A 16,892-nucleotide genomic window follows, 5' to 3' on the forward strand; every position below is an offset into this window, starting at 1 on the left:
CCTAGCCTTTCGGCACCAGTCGCCACATGTGCAGAGGGTGACGCACTGTGCCTGCCTCGGCCCCGGCGGCGTCGCCCCGGCCCATATAGAGGTCGGCGCGGACCGGGCCCCGAATGGCTGAACCGGTGTCGAGCGCCATGGCCAAGCCCCGATACGAGGCCGTGGCGCCGCGCAGGTTTCCGCCATCCGCGTCCAGCCACACCAGTTCGCCATAGCGCCACTGGGACGGATCGACGGCGACAGCCCGACGCTCGGTCAGGGGCACGCCCGCCGCCCCGGCCGGATGTCCGTCGTCATCCGGGTCGAGCCGGAAAAAGATGTAGCGTGGATTCAGCGCCATGACCGTCTGGGCTTCATAACCCCGGTGTTCGGCCAGCCAGGCGCGGATGGCGTCCCCCGAGGTTCCGTTTTCCGGCAACAGGCCCTGGCGCGCCATGGGTCGGGCGATGCCGACGAAGGGCCGGCCGTTGTCGGCGGCGTAGGCGGCGCGGGCGCGCGACCCGTCCTCGAACGTCAGATAGCCGGAGCCCTGGATCTGCAGGAAGAACAGGTCCTCGGCCCGCATCCAGGCCAGGGCCTGATCGGGGCGGGCGTTGGATTCCACCATGGCCCGGTCGCCGGCGCCGCGCGGATCGGCGGGCTTGGGCAGCACAGGCGCAGAAAACTCGTCGTCCGGGACACGGCGCGCCGGATATTCCGGCGCGAAATAGGCCGTCAACAGGCCCGGGCGGCCGTCGGCGGCGGCGGGAACGGCGCTGAAATTCGCTTCAAAAAAGGCGCGGGCGCTCGACGGGGTCACGCTCGTCGTGGCCGCCATGGTCTTGGCCTGGCCGCAGACCCCCCGAGCGGCGCCGTCGCGCGCCGCGCCGCATCCGTCGAGATAGGCGCGGAAGGCCGCCAGATGATCTTCGTCGTTCCAACCCGGCAAGACGGCGGGACTGAGAGCGTCGGACGGCGAGGGCGGGGGAGCGGCCGGACCGGGCGAGGGGACATAGGGCGTGGGCCCTGTTCCCGGAACGGTCGGCGTCGCGGGGCCGGTGGAACAGGCGGCGACGGCCAGGACCGACGCCAGAAGGGACGTCTCCCGGACCCGCCGCAGAACGGCCGACATCAGGCGTTGGCCGGCTCGACGCGGGCCAGGACCCAGTTGGGATCGGCGGCGCCCAGGGTGCGTTCGAAGGTCCAGTGTTCGGCGGTGCGGCGTTCCTCGACCAGGGGCTCGCCGGTGACGGAATCGGCGGTGTCGCCCGAGGCCTTGGTCACGCGGCTGCGCAGTTCGGCCAGGAAGCGGACCTTGGCCACCGCCTTGTCCCCCTGGACGGTGGCGCCTTCCAGGTCCGCGCGGGGCGGGAAGAGGAATTCGACGGTCTCGGTCTCGCCGCGCGTCTCGCGCGCCGCGATGCCGGCGTCGAAGGAGGCCATGACATTGGGCGTCAGGAGCGGCGTCAGGGCCGCGCGGTCGCCGGCGGCGTAACCGCGGACGATGGTCTCATAGGCCTGACGCGCGCCCTCGACGAAACGATTGGGGTCGAAGGCCGGATCGCGCGCCTTCAGCCCGGCGATGGAAGCGAGGGTGGCGGCGTCCAGGGCCGGGGTTTTGGAGACCTCGGCCGTGGCCGTCTGCGACGAGGGGAGGACCTTGGCGTCCTCCTGCGGCTGACGGCCGACTCTCTTGCCCAGCACATTATAGAGCTGGAACAGGACGATCGCCGCGATGACGGCGAAAATCACGATCTGGAACTGGACCGGCAAGGGGACTTCCTGACTGTCGGCGCGTGAGCGAGGGTGCGCCATGGAGACGATTACGGGCTCATATAGGACGGCGCAAGGCGGCGCGCGCCCCCTGTCGAGCAAGCGACGTTGCGGCCAAGCGTCTCGGCGTGGTAGTCGCGGCGCCTTATTCCCGGCCCAATCGGCCTTTTTCCGCAATCGAAGACGCCCATGACCGACGCCGCTCCGCCCGCCGACACCAACGCCCAAAACGGGGCCCCGACCGGGACCCAGCCGCAGCAAGGCCAGCCCGCCGGTCCCGGCTTCCGCATTCTGGCGCAATATGTCCGCGACTTCTCGTTCGAGAACCCGCGCGCGCCGGAATCCCTGCGTATCGACGGCAAGCCGGCCATCGACCTGGGCGTCGAAATGTCGGCCCAGGGCCGTCCCGACGGTCTGTTCGAACTGGACCTGAAGCTGTCGATCAAGGCCAGCCACGAAAACCAGGCGGTCTTCCACGTCGAGCTGGTCTATGGCGGCCTGTTCCAGCTGGCCAATGTCCAGGAGCAGGACATCGAGCCCCTGCTGCTGATCGAATGCCCGCGCTATCTGTTCCCGTTCGCCCGCGAAATCATCTCGCGCGCCACCGCGGACGGCGGCTTCTATCCGCCCTTCATGCTGGACCCGATCGACTTCGCCGCCATCTATATCGCGCGCCAGCAGCAGATCGCCCAGCAGCCGGTCGAAACGGGCCAGGCGTAAGCACAATTCCCCCTCCTCTCATGGGGGGAATTTGACTAAGCCGCCTCTTCCTCGACCCTGACTCCATAGGCTTCCCACAGGGCGCGGTCCTTCAGAGCCTTAGCCAGGAAGGCGATGTGGGCGGCCTGTTCCTCCGGGCTCGAACGCAGGGCCAGCGGCTGGGGACGCGGGCCGTAGGCGGCGGTCGGGACGGCGACGCCTGCCGAACGACCCGCGACCGGCGCCGACGACAGGTCCAGCACCCGCTCCTTGCCGCCGCGAAGCTCCAGATAGACCTCGGCCAGCAGGCGGGCGTCGATCAGGGCGCCGTGAAGCGTGCGTTCGACCAGCGACACCTTGAACCGCTTGCACAGCGCGTCCAGCGAATTGGGCATGCCCGGGAACCGGGCCTGAGCCAGTTTCAGCGTGTCGATCCAGCGCGTCTCGCCCGTGATCGGCCGGCCGCACAGCTTGTATTCGAAGTCGATGAAGTTGCGGTCGAATCCGGCGTTGTGGGCGATCATCGGCGCGTCGCCGATGAATTCGATCAGATCGTCGGCGATCTCGTGGAATTTGGGGGCGTCCTTCACCTTGTCGTCGGTGATGCCGTGAACCCGGATCGCGTCGGGAGGGATCAGGCGTTCCGGATTGACGAACCGGTGAAAGGTGCGGCCGGTCGGCAGCAGGTCCTGAATCTCGATACAGCCGACCTCGATCAGCCGGTCGCCCGTCTTGGGGTCGAAGCCGGTGGTTTCGGTGTCCAGAACAATCTCGCGCGCCATTGGCTCTTAATGGAGTCGTTCGTCGCTTTGCGGAAGACCGGCTTTACCGTGACGCGGAGATATCCACGCCGGATCCAGCACGGTCTCGACTATGGCCGCCACATCGGCACGCGCCGCTTCGAGCCCACGGCCCGTATCGATGACGAAATCGGCGCGGGCGCGCTTTTCGGCGTCCGGCATCTGGCGGGCCAGAATGGCTTCGAACCGCTCGCGGGTCATGCCGGGGCGGGCCAAGACGCGTTCGGCCTGGATCTCTGGGTCGGCGGTGACCACGACCACCGCGTCCACATGGGCGTCGCCGCCGGTTTCGAACAGCAGAGGGATGTCCAGCACGGCCAGCTTCACCCCCATGACCCGGGCCGCCGCCAGATCGGCCGCCCGCCCCCGCGTCACCAGGGGATGGACGATGGCCTCAAGCCGGCGGAAGGCGGTTTCGTCCCGGCCCAGGGCCTCGGCCAGGCGGGTGCGGTCCACGGCCCCCTCCACGACCACGCCCGGAAAGGCGGCGCCGACCGGTTCGACCGCAGCGCCGCCGGGCGCATAGAGCCTGTGCACGGCGTCGTCGGCGTTCCAGACGACCGCGCCCAGATCGGCGAACATGGCCGTCGTGGTCGACTTGCCCATGCCGATGGAGCCGGTCAAACCCAGCAGGATCATGTCACTTCGCCCAGATGGGCCGTCAGCAGGGCGCGCAGGTCCAGCGGCGGGGGCGGACGACGGAACAGGGCCTGGAACGAGGGCGCCGCCTGACCGATCAGCATGGCCAGACCGTCCACCGTCGGCAGGCCGCGCGCCCGCGCCGCCGTCAGGAAGGGGGTGGCCAGGGGCTTGTAGGTCATGTCCATCATCACCGTGCCCGGGGCGACGGCGTCGAAATCCAGATCCGGCTGGATGCTGAGGGCGTTGATCACCAGGACGGCGCCGTCGAGAGCCTCGGACGCCGGCATGACCCGGACCGAAGGGCCCAGATCGGCGGCCAGGGCTTCGGCCCGGTCGCGCGACCGATTGACGATCCGAACCTCGGCCCCAGCCTCGATCAGGGCGCCTGAGCCGGCCCGCGCCGCGCCGCCCGCCCCCAGCATGACCACCGGTCGACCTGCCAGGGTCAGATCCGGCGCCTGTTCCTTCAGGCCCAGCATCAGGCCGATCCCGTCCGAACTGTCGGCCGAGACCCGGCCGGCGTCGAAGGTCAGGATATTGGCCGAGGCTGTCAGCCGGGCCGCCGGGGTCGCCTGATCCGCCAGGGCGAAGGCCTGTTCCTTAAAGGGCGCGGTGACGTTCAGACCCAGGATCAGTCCGGCGCGGCCCGCCGCGACCAGGGCCTCGAACCCCGCCGCATCGGCGGGGGCGAAGGGCGCATAGACGCCGTCGATGTCGCCGGCCGCCAGCCAGGCGTTGTGGATGACGGGGCTGAGGGAATGGGCCACCGGATTGCCGGCGATCCCGGCGACCAGGGCCGCGCCCGTGATGCGATGACGGCTCATGCGGACAGGACCCCCGCCCGGCGCAGCTCGGCCAGGACCGGCCACAGCGGCAGGCCCAGGACGGTGAAATAGTCGCCGTCGATGGCCGCGAACAACTGGGATCCCATGCCCTCGAGCCGATAGGAGCCGACACAGGCCAGCAGGGCCTCGCCCTCGGCCGCCAGATAGGCGTCGAGAAAGGCGTCGGAAAAGTCACGCATCCGCATCTCGACCGTGTCCACGCCCGACCAGACGATCTCGCCCTTCACCGCCAGGGCGGCGCCGGAATGGAGGTGATGGATGCGGCCGCGCATGGATTTCAGCCGTTCGCGGGCGGCGTCGAGCGATTTCGCCTTGGAAATCAGCCCGCCGTCGAAGGCCAGGGTCTGATCCGAGCCCAGCACCCAGGCGGTTTCGTCATCGCGCGAAACGGCCAGGGCCTTGGCCTCGGCGAGCCGCACCGCCAGGCCGGCGGGATCCAGGTCGGTCGAGACGGCCTTGATCGCGTCTTCGTCCACGCCGGCGACGCGGACCTCGAACGGCACGCCGGCGTTTTCCAGCATCGCGCGGCGGGCGGCGCTCTTGGACGCCAGGATCAGGGTCTCGCGCCCTCCCGGGCTGGACAGGGATATGTCGCTCACCAGCTTGTCCCGATCTTTTGGTTGCGATGCTCGCTGAGCAGGTTGGTGATGGCGGCGGCCGTTTCCTCCACCGACCGACGGGTGACGTCGATGGTCGGCCAGCCGCGCCGGGCGAAGGCGCGCTTGGCCTTGATCGTCTCGTCGCGGACGGCGTCCTGATCCGTATAGCTGGAGGACTGGCTGGCGTTCAGATTGTCGATCCGGTTGCGCCGGATCTGGATCAGGCGGTCGGGCGATACGGTCAGGCCGACGACCAGAGGATTCTTCAGCCGCGTCAGCCGCTCGCCGTCCTCCTGTCCAGGCACCAGCGGGACATTGGCGGCGCGGATTCCCCGATGGGCCAGATAGATGCAGGTCGGGGTCTTGGAGGTCCGGCTGACCCCGCACAGGACCACATCGGCGCCTTCCAGCTGTTCGGTCGTGCCCTGGCCGTCGTCATGAGCCATCGCGAAGTCCAGCGCCGCGATCCGGTTGAAATAATCATGATCCAGGGCGTGCTGAGCCCCGACCCGCGTCGACAAGGCCGCGCCCAGATAGCGGGACATGGCCCCGACCAGAGGATCAAGGGCGCCGATCTGGGGCATGTCTAGTCGCCGGCAGCCGTCCTCCAGCTGTTCGCGCAGATGGCGGTCGACCAGGGTGTGCAGAACCACGCCCGGCGCCGCCTCCACCTCCTGCAGCACACGCTCCATCTGCTTCTCCGATCGGACAAGGGCGTAGATATGTTCGATCGGAATGACGCCGTCGAAGCGGGCCGTCACCGCCTTGGCCATCGCGTTCAGGGTCTCTCCGGTCGAATCCGAGACCAGATGGACGTGAAAATAGGTGGCCAGACGGGTGGGGCCGGGTCGGGGGCCGGAAGGTCGCGCGGGGCTCATTCGGTCTGTCGACTCCCTGTTGAAAAATGGGGGACGGCGGGGGACCGTCAGGGCGCCGTTCTCCTTAGCGGGTCATCGACAAGGCGGCGAGCGGGGATGACGGTGGACGGCGCCTTCGGTTCGAGGATGGTTCATCCCAAGGCGGACAACAGGTTTGGGCTTGGCTGTGGAAAATCCTAATGGAAGGTTAACGTCGCTTAACCCCGTTCACAGCCCCGGACCCCCGCAAAGCCTTGGGCGTTAAGGTTTCATTAGGGATTGTCCACCGAGGGGATAGGGCTGTTCGACATCCCTGGTAAGCCTTGGCGCGGCGTGGATATCCGGTTTTGTTCCGCTGGCGTCGGCCAAACCGTCCCCGCCGTTCCACCGTCCTACCTGCCACTTCGAATCTTTTAATTCTTAATCTGATTAGGGATTGAGAGCGGGGGCCTGTGACCTTAATCGTCCGGCATGACCGATCCGACCCAGAACGACGTTCAGACGCCCCTGATGATCCGGGCTCTCCGAGGGGAGACGCTGGATCGTCCGCCGGTCTGGTTCATGCGCCAGGCGGGACGGTACCTGCCCGAATACCGACGGCTCCGGGCCGAGGCGCCGGACTTCATCGCCTTCTGTCTGAACCCCGAGATGGCGGCCGAGGCGACGCTTCAGCCGATGCGTCGGTTCGGCTTCGACGCGGCCATCGTCTTCGCCGACATCCTGCTGATCCCGCGCGCGCTGGGCCAGGACGTCTGGTTCGAGACGGGCGAGGGGCCTCGATTGGGCGAAATGCCTATTCCCGGTCGGATGGCGGAACTGGCGCCGGATGCGGGCGAGCATCTGTCGGCCGTGGGCGAGACCCTGTCGATCGTGCGCAAGGCCCTGGAGCCGGAACGCGCCCTGATCGGGTTCGCCGGCGCGCCCTGGACGGTGGCCACCTATATGCTGGACGGCGAGCACCGGACCATCGGCAAGGGCGAGCGCGCCCAGGCCCGGACCTACGCCTATGCCGATCCCAGGCGGGTCGACGAAACCCTGGAGGTTCTGGTCGAGGCCACGGCCCGATATCTGAAGATGCAGGCCGACGCCGGCGCCCAGGTGTTGAAGATCTTCGAGAGCTGGGCCGAGGGCCTGCCGGACGACCTGTTCGAAAGATTGGTCCTGAAGCCCCATCAGGCGCTTGTGAGGCGTACGCGGGAGCTGGGCGTCACCGTGCCCCTGATCGGCTTCCCACGGGGCTCTGCGGCGCTTGCAGAGCGGTATGCGGAGGAGGTCGAGGTCGACGCCGTCGCCCTGGACACCGCCTGCCCGCTGGAGGTCGGCAAACGGGTGCAGCAGATCAAGCCGATCCAGGGCGCGCTGGACCCCCTTTTGCTGCGCGCCGGCGGCGAACGGCTGGATCGCCGCGTGGATCAACTGATGGAGGCCTGGGGCCAGGGGCCATGGGTGTTCAACCTGGGACATGGCATATTGCCGGACGTGCCCATCGACCATGTCGAACGGGTTCTGAAACGGATCGGCGCCCAATGACCCAAACTCTGAAAGGCCGCCGCATCGCGGTGGTGCTGTTCAATCTGGGCGGACCGGATGATCAGGCCTCGGTGAAGCCGTTCCTGTTCAATCTGTTCAATGATCCGGCCATCATCGGTCTGCCGGGCGTTCTGCGCACGCCCCTGGCCAAGCTGATCTCCAGCCGGCGCGAGACCAGCGCCCAGGCCAACTACGCCCTGATGGGGGGCGGTTCGCCCCTGCTGCCGGGCACGCGCCGCCAGGCTGAGGCCCTGGAGGCCGAGTTGAACGCACGTCTGGCCGGAGACGAGGTCCAGGTCTTCATCGCCATGCGCTACTGGCGGCCGTTCACCGAGGAGACGGCGGTCGAGGTGGCGGCTTTTGGACCCGACGAGGTGGTCCTGCTGCCGCTCTACCCCCAGTTTTCGACCACGACGACCGAATCCTCGCTGAAAATCTGGAATGAGACCTACGCCGGGTCTGGCGTCAGTCGCGCGGTCTGCTGCTATCCCAGCGCTACGGGCTGGGTCGAGGCCCAGGCCCAGGCCATCGGGTCGAAGCTGGACGAAGCGGGCGAGGGGCCGGTGCGGGTCCTGTTCTCGGCCCACGGCATCCCCGAGAAACTGGTCAGCGGCAAGGGCGACCCCTATCAGGAACAGGTCGAAACGACCGTCGCCGCGGTGGTCGCCGCCATCGAGCGCGACCGGGGCCCCATCGACCACGCCCTCTGCTACCAGAGCCGGGTCGGGCCGATGAAATGGCTGGGCCCGTCCACGCCTGAGGCCATCGCCCAGGCCGGCGCGGACGGGGTGGGCGTGGTCATCACCCCCATCGCCTTTGTCTCCGAACATATCGAGACCCTGGTGGAGCTGGATATCGAATATGGAGAACTGGCCCACGAAAAAGGGGTAAGTCTCTATCTGCGGGCGCCGGCCGTCGGGATCGCCCCCCCGTTCATCGACGCTCTGGCCGATGCGGCCGTCGGCGCCCTGGGTCGGACGGGCGTCGCCCCGTTCGGTCAGGGCTGCAAGGCGGACTGGAAGGCCTGTCCGTATCGCAAAGGGAAACACGCGGCATGAACCCCTATGACCTCGCACGCGGCCTGCACATTCTGGCGGTGATCGCCTGGATGGCCGGCCTGCTGTTCCTGCCGCGGCTGTATGCCTATGACGTCGAACAGAACGCCAAGCCCGAGCCGCTGCGCAGCGAGATGCAGGCCTTGCTGAGGCTGTGGCAGACGCGGCTGCTGCGGATCATCGTCAATCCGGCCATGATCCTGGCCTGGGGTTTCGGGCTGTGGCTGATCCATATCGACGTCTCGGCGCGCGGCGCGGCGTTTCTGGCTGAGCCCTGGATGGTCACCAAGCTGATCGGGGTGTTTCTGTTGAGCGGTTGGCACGGCTTCCTGGCGGCGCAGCGGAAGAAGATTGCGGCGGGGACGTCGAAATATTCGGGCAAGTTCTGGCGGATGACGAACGAGGTTCCGTTTGTCCTGGCCATCGTCATGGTGCTCTCGGTAACGACCGAATGGACGTTCGGTTGAGCGGCTCCGCTTGACCTGAACCGCCGCCTGTGGTTCCGCTGACAGTGAACCGTTCGGCGTTTCGTCGGCGGTCCCTCTCTCTTCGCGACGCCTGCAGGTTTTGACCAGCGGGAGCCCGCCGCGCCTCCCTTCGGCCTCTCGGCCAGACATTTTCAGAGACATGACGCCGCGACATGCCGTTGCGCGCGCCTGCGAGCCTGTACCATGACCGACGTCCGCGACACCGATCCCACCGCCCCCGAGACCGAAAACCTCGAGGTCCAGACCCCCACGCATCACGGGGACGAACACGAAGCCGGCGACGTCGCTGGTGCGGATTCCGGCGTGGACACCACGGCCGACGACGAGGACGACGGCGAACCCGTCGTCGCCAACGGCCGGATCACCCTGGCTGAGCTGAACGAGAAGACGCCGGCCGACCTGGTCGCCTTCGCCGAACAGCTGGAGGTCGAGAACGCCTCCAACCTGCGCAAGCAGGACCTGCTGTTCGCCATCCTGAAGGCCCTCGCCGACGAGGAAGTGGAAATCATCGCCGACGGGGTGCTGGAGATCCTGCCCGACGGGTTCGGCTTCCTGCGCAGTTCGGACGCCAACTATCTGCCGGGACCGGACGACGTCTATGTGTCGCCGTCGCAGATCCGCCGCTTCGGCCTGCGCTCGGGCGACACCGTCCATGGCGCGGTGCGGGCGCCGCGCGAAGGCGAGCGTTATTTCGCCCTGTTGAAGGTCGACACGATCAATCTCGAAGACCCCGAGATGGTCAAGACCAAGGTCCTGTTCGACAACCTGACGCCCCTCTATCCCGAAGAGCGGCTGCACATGGAGATTCAGGATCCGACCCTGAAGGATCGGTCGGGCCGGGTCATCGACATCGTCGCGCCGCTGGGCAAGGGGCAGCGCTGCCTGATCGTGGCGCCGCCGCGCGTCGGCAAGACGGTGATGCTGCAAAACATCGCCAAGTCGATCGAGAAGAACCACCCGGAAGTCATCCTGATCGTCCTGCTGATCGACGAACGGCCGGAAGAAGTCACCGACATGCAGCGCACGGTCAAGGGCGAGGTCGTGGCTTCGACCTTCGACGAGCCGGCCACGCGCCACGTCGCGGTCGCCGAGATGGTGATCGAAAAGGCCAAGCGCCTAGTCGAGCACAAGAAGGACGTGGTGATCCTGCTCGACTCCATCACCCGCCTGGGCCGCGCCTACAACGCCACCGTCCCGTCGTCGGGCAAGGTGCTGACCGGGGGCGTGGACGCCAACGCCCTGCAACGGCCGAAACGCTTCTTCGGCGCCGCGCGGAATGTGGAGCAGGGCGGGTCGCTGACCATCATCGCCACGGCCCTGATCGACACCGGCAGCCGGATGGACGAGGTGATCTTCGAAGAGTTCAAGGGCACCGGCAACTCGGAAATCGTGCTGGACCGCAAGGTCGCCGACAAGCGCATCTTCCCCGCCATCGACGTGCTGAAGTCCGGCACCCGCAAGGAAGACCTGATCACGCCGAAGGATCAGCTGGCCAAGACCTATGTCCTGCGTCGCATCCTGAACCCCATGGGTCCGCAGGACGCGATCGAATTCCTGCTCGACAAGCTGCGCCAGTCGAAGAACAACTCGGACTTCTTCCAGTCGATGAACACCTGATCCGTCTTCGGACGTTTCACGTGAAACAGGAGACGGTTCGATGAAGGTCAATGTCGAAGTGGACTGCACCCCGGCGGAGGCGCGCGCCTTCCTGGGGCTGCCGGACGTCACGCCGCTGAACGACGCCATGGTCGCCGAGATGCAGAAGCGGATGCAGGCCAATGTCGCCGCCATGCAGCCCGACGAATTGATGAAGACCTGGACGAGCTTCGGCCTTCAGGCCCAGGACCAGTTCCGCAGAATGATGGACGCGGCGGTGAAATGAAGACGCCGCGTCTCCTCCCGACCGGAGGGGAGGAGGCATAATTCGATGATGCAAGATACGATCTTCGCGCTTGCGACGCCGCCCGGACGTGGGGCCATCGCCGTCATGCGTCTGTCGGGGCCGGGCGTTGATGCGGCCTTGACGGCGCTTGGCGCCACTCGATTGAAGCCTCGAATGGCCTCGGTACGAGACCTGGCCTACGCCGGCGACCACATCGACCAGGCCCTGGTGCTTCGGTTCGTCGCGCCTCATTCCTATACCGGCGAGGACTCCGCCGAACTCCATCTGCATGGCGGCCGGGCGGTCGTGGAAGCGGCCAGCGGCGCCCTGATCGCTCTGGGCGTACGGCCGGCCGAGCCGGGGGAGTTCACCCGCCGCGCCTTCCAGAACGGGCGGATGGACCTGGCCCAGGCCGAGGCGGTGGCTGACCTGATCGACGCCGAGACGGCCGCCCAGGCGCGGCAGGCCCTGGGCCAGCTCGACGGGAAGCTCAGCGAGACCTATGCGGGCTTTCGCCGGGATCTGCTCCGCGCCATGGCCTTGGTCGAGGCGGAGATCGATTTTCCGGATGAGGACGTACCCGACAATCTGGCCCGGACGGCCGGACCGGTTCTTGACCGTTTGGCCGAGGATTTGCGGCGCGCCGTGGATACGGGGCGACGGGGCGAGCGGGTGCGCGACGGCTATCGCATCGTCCTGATCGGCGAAACCAATGCCGGCAAGTCATCGCTGTTCAACGCCCTGGTCGAACGTGAAGCGGCCATCGTCACGCCCATCGCCGGAACGACGCGGGATGTGCTGGACGCCGACCTGGTGATCGGCGGCTATGCCGTGACCCTGTCCGACACGGCGGGCCTGAGAGAGAGCGCTGATCCTGTCGAGGCGGAAGGCGTGCGGCGGGCGCGGATGCGGGCCGAACAGGCGGATCTGCGTCTTTGGGTCAGGGCGCCAGGCGATCCCGATGGCGTGGCGGCGGCCTATGCCAGACCAGGCGATCTGGTCGTGGCGAACAAGGCCGACCTCGGTGGGTCTGTTCCAAGCGGGGGCTTCGACCGAATCGAGGTCAGCAGCCGCAGTGGGGAGGGTCTGTTGCTTCTGCACGACTGGATTGCGACGCGGCTGGCGCAGGATCTATCGGGCGCCGATTTTCCGGCGGTTACGCGGGAGCGTCACCGTCTGCGCCTGAATGAGGCCCTGGAGGCGGTGGAGGCCGGGCGGCGTGCCTTGGATGCCGGGCCAGAGATGGCCGGCGAGGACCTGCGGCGTGCGGCCGAGGCCCTGTCGCGGGTGACGGGGGCGATCGGGGTTGAAGATATCCTTGGCGAGGTGTTTTCGACCTTCTGCATCGGCAAGTAATACCGGTGTTTCACGTGAAACACCTTAGGTAATACCACCGATCGTCGAACCGGGCGCCGGTCTGTGGTGTAGCGAAAACCGTCCAACTGGACTATGTGGCGGGGATGAACTCCCCCATCGAGATTTCCTACGACGTTGTCGTCATCGGCGGTGGTCACGCCGGTTGTGAAGCCGCTGCCGCTTCAGCCCGTGCTGGCGCGCGGACTCTGTTGCTGACCCAGAAGCTGGAAACCATCGGCGAAATGTCGTGCAATCCCGCCATTGGCGGCCTGGGCAAGGGCCATCTGGTGCGTGAGATCGATGCGTTGGACGGGATCATGGGACGTCTGGCGGACGTGTCAGGAATCCAGTTCCGCCTCCTGAACCGGTCCAAGGGCGCGGCCGTGCGCGGTCCCCGGAGCCAGATCGATCGCCGTCTGTACCGCGAAGCCATGCAGGCGGAGCTGGCCCGGACGCCGAACTTGAGCCTGATGGCGGGAACGGCTGAGGGTTTGATCCTGGACGGCGATCGCGTGGTCGGCGTGACGACCGGGACCGGGGAGAGGGTGAGGGCAGGGGCCGTGGTCTTGACGACCGGCACCTTCCTGAACGGCGTCATCCACCGGGGCGATGAAAGAACTCCGGCAGGCCGTCACGGCGAGGATCCCTCGACCGGTTTGGCCGCTGATCTTCACGCGGCCGACCTGATGATGGGGCGGCTGAAGACCGGAACGCCGGCGCGGCTGGACGGACGAACCATCGCCTGGGACGGGCTGGAGATGCAGCAGGCGGACGAAACGCCGTCCGCCTTTTCCTTCATGACGGACCGGATCGACGTGCCGCAGATCGCTTGCGGCGTTACCCATACGACTGAGGAAACTCATCGCATCATCGCCGAGAACCTGGGCGAGAGCGCGGTCTATGGCGGCAAGCTGTCGGGCCGTGGACCCCGCTATTGCCCGTCGATCGAGGACAAGGTCGTGCGGTTCGCCGACAAGACGAGCCATCAGATCTTCCTGGAACCAGAAGGTCTGGATGATCCCACCGTCTATCCCAACGGTATCTCGACTTCGGTGTCGGAACCGACCCAGTTGGCGTTCCTTCGGACCATCCCCGGCCTGGAGGCGGTGGAGGTGTTCCGCTACGGCTACGCCATCGAATACGACTATGTCGATCCACGCGAGCTGAGCCCCGCCCTTGAGGTCAAGAAGCGGCCGGGTCTCTATCTGGCCGGCCAGATCAACGGCACCACGGGATATGAGGAGGCGGCGGCCCAGGGCTTGATGGCCGGCCTGAATGCGGCCCGCACGGCTGGGGGGGATGCGCCGGTGATCCTGGGCCGTGACCAGGCCTATATCGGTGTGATGATCGACGATCTGGTGACGCGGGGGGTGACGGAACCCTATCGGATGTTCACCAGCCGGGCCGAGTACAGGCTGACCCTGAGGGCGGACAACGCCGATCAGCGACTGACGCCGCTGGCAATTGCGCTTGGGATCGTCGGACCTGAGCGCCGGAAGCGTTTTGAGCTTAAGGCCCAAAAACTGTCCGAGGCCGGCATTGTTTCACGTGAAACCCTGTTCACGCCGAAGGAAGCCAACGCCATTGGAATTCCAGTCAACGCGGATGGCAGACGGCGTTCCATGCGGGAACTGTTGGCGTTTCCTGATGTGACGCTGGATCATTTCGTCCAGACCCATCCGGTCGTCGCCTCCTGGGACGCCGAGGTGCGCGAGCAGGTGGAAATAGACGCCGGCTACGCCAACTACCTCGACCGGCAATTGATCGACGCCGAGGCCTTGCGAACCGAAGAGGGCCTGCTTCTGCCCACCGATCTCGACTATGCCGCCATCGGCAGTCTTTCAAATGAAGTGAAGGAAAAGCTGGCGCGAGTGCAGCCCCGCACCCTCGGCCAGGCGGGCCGGATCGAGGGCATGACGCCTGGCGCTCTCACGGCCCTGCTGGCGCATGTGAAGAGGGCGCCCAAGACCTCGGTCCAGGGAGGGGTGGCGGCCTGATGCTGAATGCCGAAAAGACCCTCTTTCAGGGCAAGGCCGGCGCGACGCCGCAGCAGATGGCGGATCTGGAAGATTTCCGTATCCGGCTGAGTAAAGCCAATTCGGTGATGAATCTGGTCGGCCCGGACAGTCTCCCGGATTTCTGGAACCGCCATGCCTGGGACAGCGCCCAGCTGTTGACCCATGCGCCTGTGGCCCGCACCTGGGCTGATCTCGGCGCTGGGGCGGGGTTCCCGGGCGTGGTTCTGGCTATTCTGTTGAAGGACGCTCCGGATGCGCATGTCTGGCTAATCGACAGCCTCGGGAAACGGTGTCGGTTCTTGCAGGAGATCGTCGATGTCATGGATCTGCCGGCGACCGTGATCAACGGTCGGGCGGAGGAGCAGACGGTCAAATGCGATATCGTCACCGCCCGTGCCGTCGCCCCGATGGAGCGATTGCTGGGTTATGCACAGCCCTACTTCCAAAGGGGTGCACAAGGTCTGTTCCTGAAGGGGGAGAAGGCCGAATCCGAGTTGATTGAGGCGCGGAAATCCTGGCATCTCGACGCTGAACTGGCCCCGTCGCAAAGCGACCCGCGCGGCCGCATCGTGACAGTCCGGAGTGTTCGACGTGCCCGCCCCAAGCACTAACAAACTGCCTGCCCGCGTCCTCGCCGTGTCCAACCAGAAGGGCGGCGTGGGCAAGACGACGACCGCCATCAACCTCGGCACCGCCCTGGCCGCCATCGGCAAGCGCGTGCTGATCGTGGACATGGACCCCCAGGGCAATGCCTCGACCGGTCTGGGTGTTCCACGTGAAACACGCCGCGTCACCATCTATGACGTGGTTGTCGATCAGCGCTCAGTCGATGACGCTGCCGTGCAGACGACAGTGCCCGGCCTGTGGATCGTGCCGGCCGACGCCGACATGTCCGGTGTCGAGATCGAATTGAGCCAGGCCGACCGTCGGTCCTATCGTTTGCGCGACGCCTTGCGGGCCCATGATCACGGCCCTACCGCGTATGACTATGTGTTGATCGACTGTCCGCCCTCTCTGAACCTGCTGACCCTGAACGCCATGGCGGCGGCCGATGCGGTCCTGGTGCCGCTTCAGTGCGAGTTCTTCGCTCTGGAGGGGCTCAGCCAGCTGATGCGGACCATCGACATGGTCAAGCAAAGCCTGAATCCCGCCCTTGAAATCCAGGGTCTGGTTCTGACCATGTATGATCGCCGCAGCGCCCTGTCGGGCCAGGTGGCCAATGACGTGCGGGCCCATTTCGGCGACAAGGTCTATGACAGCGTCATTCCCCGCAACGTCCGGGTGGCGGAGGCGCCGTCCTTCGGCAAGCCGGCCCTGATCTATGATCTGAAATGCGCGGGCAGCCAGGCCTATCTGCGTCTGGCCAAGGAAGTGGTGAAGCGCGAACGCCAGCGGCTGAAGCTGGCCGCCTGATCCCGACCGGTCCACGAGTTTAAAAGAAGAAACGGAACAGTATCTTGGCTGAACGACAAAGAGGTCTTGGACGGGGTCTTTCGGCCCTGATGGGCGAGGCTGTCGAAGCGCCGACAGCGGCGGGCGCGACCCTGCCTTCGGGCGTTCAACGCGTGCCGATCGAGAGCCTCAAGCCCAATCCTGATCAACCGCGGAAGATCTTCACCCAGGAACATCTGGAAGAGCTGACGGCCTCGATCCGCGACAAGGGCGTGCTGCAACCCATTCTGGTCCGGTCGCAGCCCGGCGAGGACGGGGTCTGGCAGATCATCGCCGGTGAGCGCCGCTGGCGTGCGTCCCAGGCCGCTCGGCTGACCGAGGTGCCGATCGTCGTCCACGAGATGGACGACGTCGAGGTGTTCGAAGTTGCGATAATCGAAAACGTCCAGCGCGCCGACCTGAATCCGCTGGAAGAGGCCGACGCCTATCGGGTGCTGATGGAACGGTTCGGCCGCACCCAGGACCAGGTGGCGGGCATCGTCGGCAAGAGCCGCAGTCATATCGCCAACACCCTCCGGCTGCTGCAGTTGCCGGAGGAAGTGCTCTGGTACGTCCGAAACGGCAAGCTGACCGCCGGTCACGCCCGCGCCCTGATCACCGCGCCCCACGCCGCCGCCCTGGCTGAACAGGCCTATAATGAAGGGCTGAACGTGCGTCAGGTCGAGGCCCTGGCGCGGCGCGCGGCGGAAGGCCCCAAGCCGGTCAAGCCCAAGCCGGCCGAGGGCGGGGAGGGGGCGGCCGATGTCGCCGCCCTGCAACAGGATCTGGCCGACGCTCTGGGCCTGAATGTCCAGCTGAACGACCGCAGCGGCAAGGGCGAACTGACGATCCGCTACGGCTCGCTGGAACAGTTGGACGACCTTTGCCGGCGGCTGATGCGCGCCTGAGACGCCAGACTCATCGCCGAGGACGTGCTA

Annotated in this window: 18 protein-coding genes; 11 read left to right on the forward strand and 7 right to left on the reverse strand. The window is 66.6% G+C overall.

The features are described 5' to 3' along the window. Window position 1: 1 nt before the first annotated feature. Window positions 2-1,111, reverse strand: a complete 1,110-nt coding sequence (locus AC1RSI_RS09850; protein ID WP_447941257.1) for an MltA domain-containing protein — start codon at window positions 1,109-1,111, stop codon at window positions 2-4. Beyond that, window positions 1,111-1,794, reverse strand: a complete 684-nt coding sequence (timA, locus tag AC1RSI_RS09855) for a TIM44-related membrane protein TimA (protein WP_052005059.1) — start codon at window positions 1,792-1,794, stop codon at window positions 1,111-1,113. Before timA ends, AC1RSI_RS09850 begins: the two co-directional genes overlap by 1 nt. A 147-nt stretch (window positions 1,795-1,941) precedes the next feature. Here timA and secB point away from each other — a divergent pair, with 147 nt between their 5' ends. Next, window positions 1,942-2,472: a protein-export chaperone SecB gene (gene secB, locus AC1RSI_RS09860; protein ID WP_035309417.1), complete on the forward strand. Its 531-nt coding sequence runs from the start codon at window positions 1,942-1,944 to the stop codon at window positions 2,470-2,472. 35 nt (window positions 2,473-2,507) lie between these two features. Here secB and dnaQ read toward each other — a convergent pair whose 3' ends face one another. From dnaQ to AC1RSI_RS09885, 5 genes are read right to left on the reverse strand one after another with little or no spacing between them, the layout of a single operon-like run. Then, complete coding sequence (dnaQ, locus tag AC1RSI_RS09865; protein WP_008262038.1) at window positions 2,508-3,233, reverse strand: DNA polymerase III subunit epsilon; 726 nt, start codon at window positions 3,231-3,233, stop codon at window positions 2,508-2,510. Window positions 3,234-3,239: 6 nt separating this feature from the next. Further along, on the reverse strand, window positions 3,240-3,890 hold the full coding sequence (gene coaE / locus AC1RSI_RS09870) for a dephospho-CoA kinase (protein WP_008263609.1): 651 nt from the start codon (window positions 3,888-3,890) through the stop codon (window positions 3,240-3,242). Continuing rightward, window positions 3,887-4,717, reverse strand: a complete 831-nt coding sequence (locus AC1RSI_RS09875; RefSeq protein WP_008260314.1) for a shikimate dehydrogenase family protein — start codon at window positions 4,715-4,717, stop codon at window positions 3,887-3,889. The genes coaE and AC1RSI_RS09875 overlap by 4 nt, the downstream gene beginning before the upstream one ends. Next, window positions 4,714-5,337: a Maf family protein gene (locus AC1RSI_RS09880; RefSeq protein WP_008261380.1), complete on the reverse strand. Its 624-nt coding sequence runs from the start codon at window positions 5,335-5,337 to the stop codon at window positions 4,714-4,716. The genes AC1RSI_RS09875 and AC1RSI_RS09880 overlap by 4 nt, the downstream gene beginning before the upstream one ends. After that, window positions 5,334-6,215 (reverse strand): pyruvate, water dikinase regulatory protein, encoded by an 882-nt coding sequence (locus tag AC1RSI_RS09885; protein ID WP_008262696.1) that lies wholly within the window; start codon window positions 6,213-6,215, stop codon window positions 5,334-5,336. Before AC1RSI_RS09885 ends, AC1RSI_RS09880 begins: the two co-directional genes overlap by 4 nt. 450 nt (window positions 6,216-6,665) lie before the next feature. Between AC1RSI_RS09885 and hemE the strand changes: the two genes are divergently transcribed. From hemE to AC1RSI_RS09935, 10 genes are all read left to right on the forward strand, one after another. Beyond that, window positions 6,666-7,724 (forward strand): uroporphyrinogen decarboxylase, encoded by a 1,059-nt coding sequence (gene hemE, locus AC1RSI_RS09890; RefSeq protein WP_035308336.1) that lies wholly within the window; start codon window positions 6,666-6,668, stop codon window positions 7,722-7,724. Then, a complete protein-coding gene (hemH, locus tag AC1RSI_RS09895) occupies window positions 7,721-8,782 on the forward strand; it encodes a ferrochelatase (protein ID WP_035308334.1) in 1,062 nt (353 codons plus the stop codon). Before hemE ends, hemH begins: the two co-directional genes overlap by 4 nt. Beyond that, complete coding sequence (locus tag AC1RSI_RS09900) at window positions 8,779-9,246, forward strand: CopD family protein (protein ID WP_035308333.1); 468 nt, start codon at window positions 8,779-8,781, stop codon at window positions 9,244-9,246. Before hemH ends, AC1RSI_RS09900 begins: the two co-directional genes overlap by 4 nt. 204 nt (window positions 9,247-9,450) lie before the next feature. Further along, window positions 9,451-10,884 (forward strand): transcription termination factor Rho, encoded by a 1,434-nt coding sequence (gene rho, locus AC1RSI_RS09905; protein ID WP_008263632.1) that lies wholly within the window; start codon window positions 9,451-9,453, stop codon window positions 10,882-10,884. A 40-nt stretch (window positions 10,885-10,924) separates the two neighbouring features. Continuing rightward, complete coding sequence (locus AC1RSI_RS09910) at window positions 10,925-11,149, forward strand: DUF6489 family protein (RefSeq protein WP_035308330.1); 225 nt, start codon at window positions 10,925-10,927, stop codon at window positions 11,147-11,149. A 48-nt stretch (window positions 11,150-11,197) separates the two neighbouring features. Next, on the forward strand, window positions 11,198-12,505 hold the full coding sequence (gene mnmE / locus AC1RSI_RS09915) for a tRNA uridine-5-carboxymethylaminomethyl(34) synthesis GTPase MnmE (protein ID WP_291755469.1): 1,308 nt from the start codon (window positions 11,198-11,200) through the stop codon (window positions 12,503-12,505). Window positions 12,506-12,609: 104 nt separating this feature from the next. Continuing rightward, on the forward strand, window positions 12,610-14,502 hold the full coding sequence (mnmG, locus tag AC1RSI_RS09920; protein WP_291755460.1) for a tRNA uridine-5-carboxymethylaminomethyl(34) synthesis enzyme MnmG: 1,893 nt from the start codon (window positions 12,610-12,612) through the stop codon (window positions 14,500-14,502). Further along, entirely contained in the window at window positions 14,502-15,134 is a 633-nt protein-coding gene (gene rsmG / locus AC1RSI_RS09925; protein ID WP_035308325.1) for a 16S rRNA (guanine(527)-N(7))-methyltransferase RsmG, read from the forward strand. Before mnmG ends, rsmG begins: the two co-directional genes overlap by 1 nt. 4 nt (window positions 15,135-15,138) lie before the next feature. Beyond that, entirely contained in the window at window positions 15,139-15,936 is a 798-nt protein-coding gene (locus AC1RSI_RS09930) for a ParA family protein (RefSeq protein ID WP_035308345.1), read from the forward strand. A 44-nt stretch (window positions 15,937-15,980) separates the two neighbouring features. Further along, on the forward strand, window positions 15,981-16,862 hold the full coding sequence (locus tag AC1RSI_RS09935; RefSeq protein WP_198004257.1) for a ParB/RepB/Spo0J family partition protein: 882 nt from the start codon (window positions 15,981-15,983) through the stop codon (window positions 16,860-16,862). The last annotated feature ends 30 nt before the right edge of the window (window positions 16,863-16,892 follow it).

It is taken from the genome of Brevundimonas sp. GW821-FHT10E09, assembly GCF_058809375.1.

Coding starts and splice junctions, on each gene's coding strand:
- secB (WP_035309417.1), top strand. CDS start 1,942: ATGACCGACGCCGCTCCGCCCGCCGACACCAACGCCCAAAACGGGGCC.
- mnmE (WP_291755469.1), top strand. CDS start 11,198: ATGCAAGATACGATCTTCGCGCTTGCGACGCCGCCCGGACGTGGGGCC.
- hemE (WP_035308336.1), top strand. CDS start 6,666: ATGACCGATCCGACCCAGAACGACGTTCAGACGCCCCTGATGATCCGG.
- mnmG (WP_291755460.1), top strand. CDS start 12,610: ATGAACTCCCCCATCGAGATTTCCTACGACGTTGTCGTCATCGGCGGT.
- coaE (WP_008263609.1), bottom strand. CDS start 3,890: ATGATCCTGCTGGGTTTGACCGGCTCCATCGGCATGGGCAAGTCGACC.
- AC1RSI_RS09900 (WP_035308333.1), top strand. CDS start 8,779: ATGAACCCCTATGACCTCGCACGCGGCCTGCACATTCTGGCGGTGATC.
- dnaQ (WP_008262038.1), bottom strand. CDS start 3,233: ATGGCGCGCGAGATTGTTCTGGACACCGAAACCACCGGCTTCGACCCC.
- AC1RSI_RS09850 (WP_447941257.1), bottom strand. CDS start 1,111: ATGTCGGCCGTTCTGCGGCGGGTCCGGGAGACGTCCCTTCTGGCGTCG.
- AC1RSI_RS09875 (WP_008260314.1), bottom strand. CDS start 4,717: ATGAGCCGTCATCGCATCACGGGCGCGGCCCTGGTCGCCGGGATCGCC.
- rsmG (WP_035308325.1), top strand. CDS start 14,502: ATGCTGAATGCCGAAAAGACCCTCTTTCAGGGCAAGGCCGGCGCGACG.
- hemH (WP_035308334.1), top strand. CDS start 7,721: ATGACCCAAACTCTGAAAGGCCGCCGCATCGCGGTGGTGCTGTTCAAT.
- AC1RSI_RS09885 (WP_008262696.1), bottom strand. CDS start 6,215: ATGAGCCCCGCGCGACCTTCCGGCCCCCGACCCGGCCCCACCCGTCTG.
- rho (WP_008263632.1), top strand. CDS start 9,451: ATGACCGACGTCCGCGACACCGATCCCACCGCCCCCGAGACCGAAAAC.
- timA (WP_052005059.1), bottom strand. CDS start 1,794: ATGGCGCACCCTCGCTCACGCGCCGACAGTCAGGAAGTCCCCTTGCCG.
- AC1RSI_RS09910 (WP_035308330.1), top strand. CDS start 10,925: ATGAAGGTCAATGTCGAAGTGGACTGCACCCCGGCGGAGGCGCGCGCC.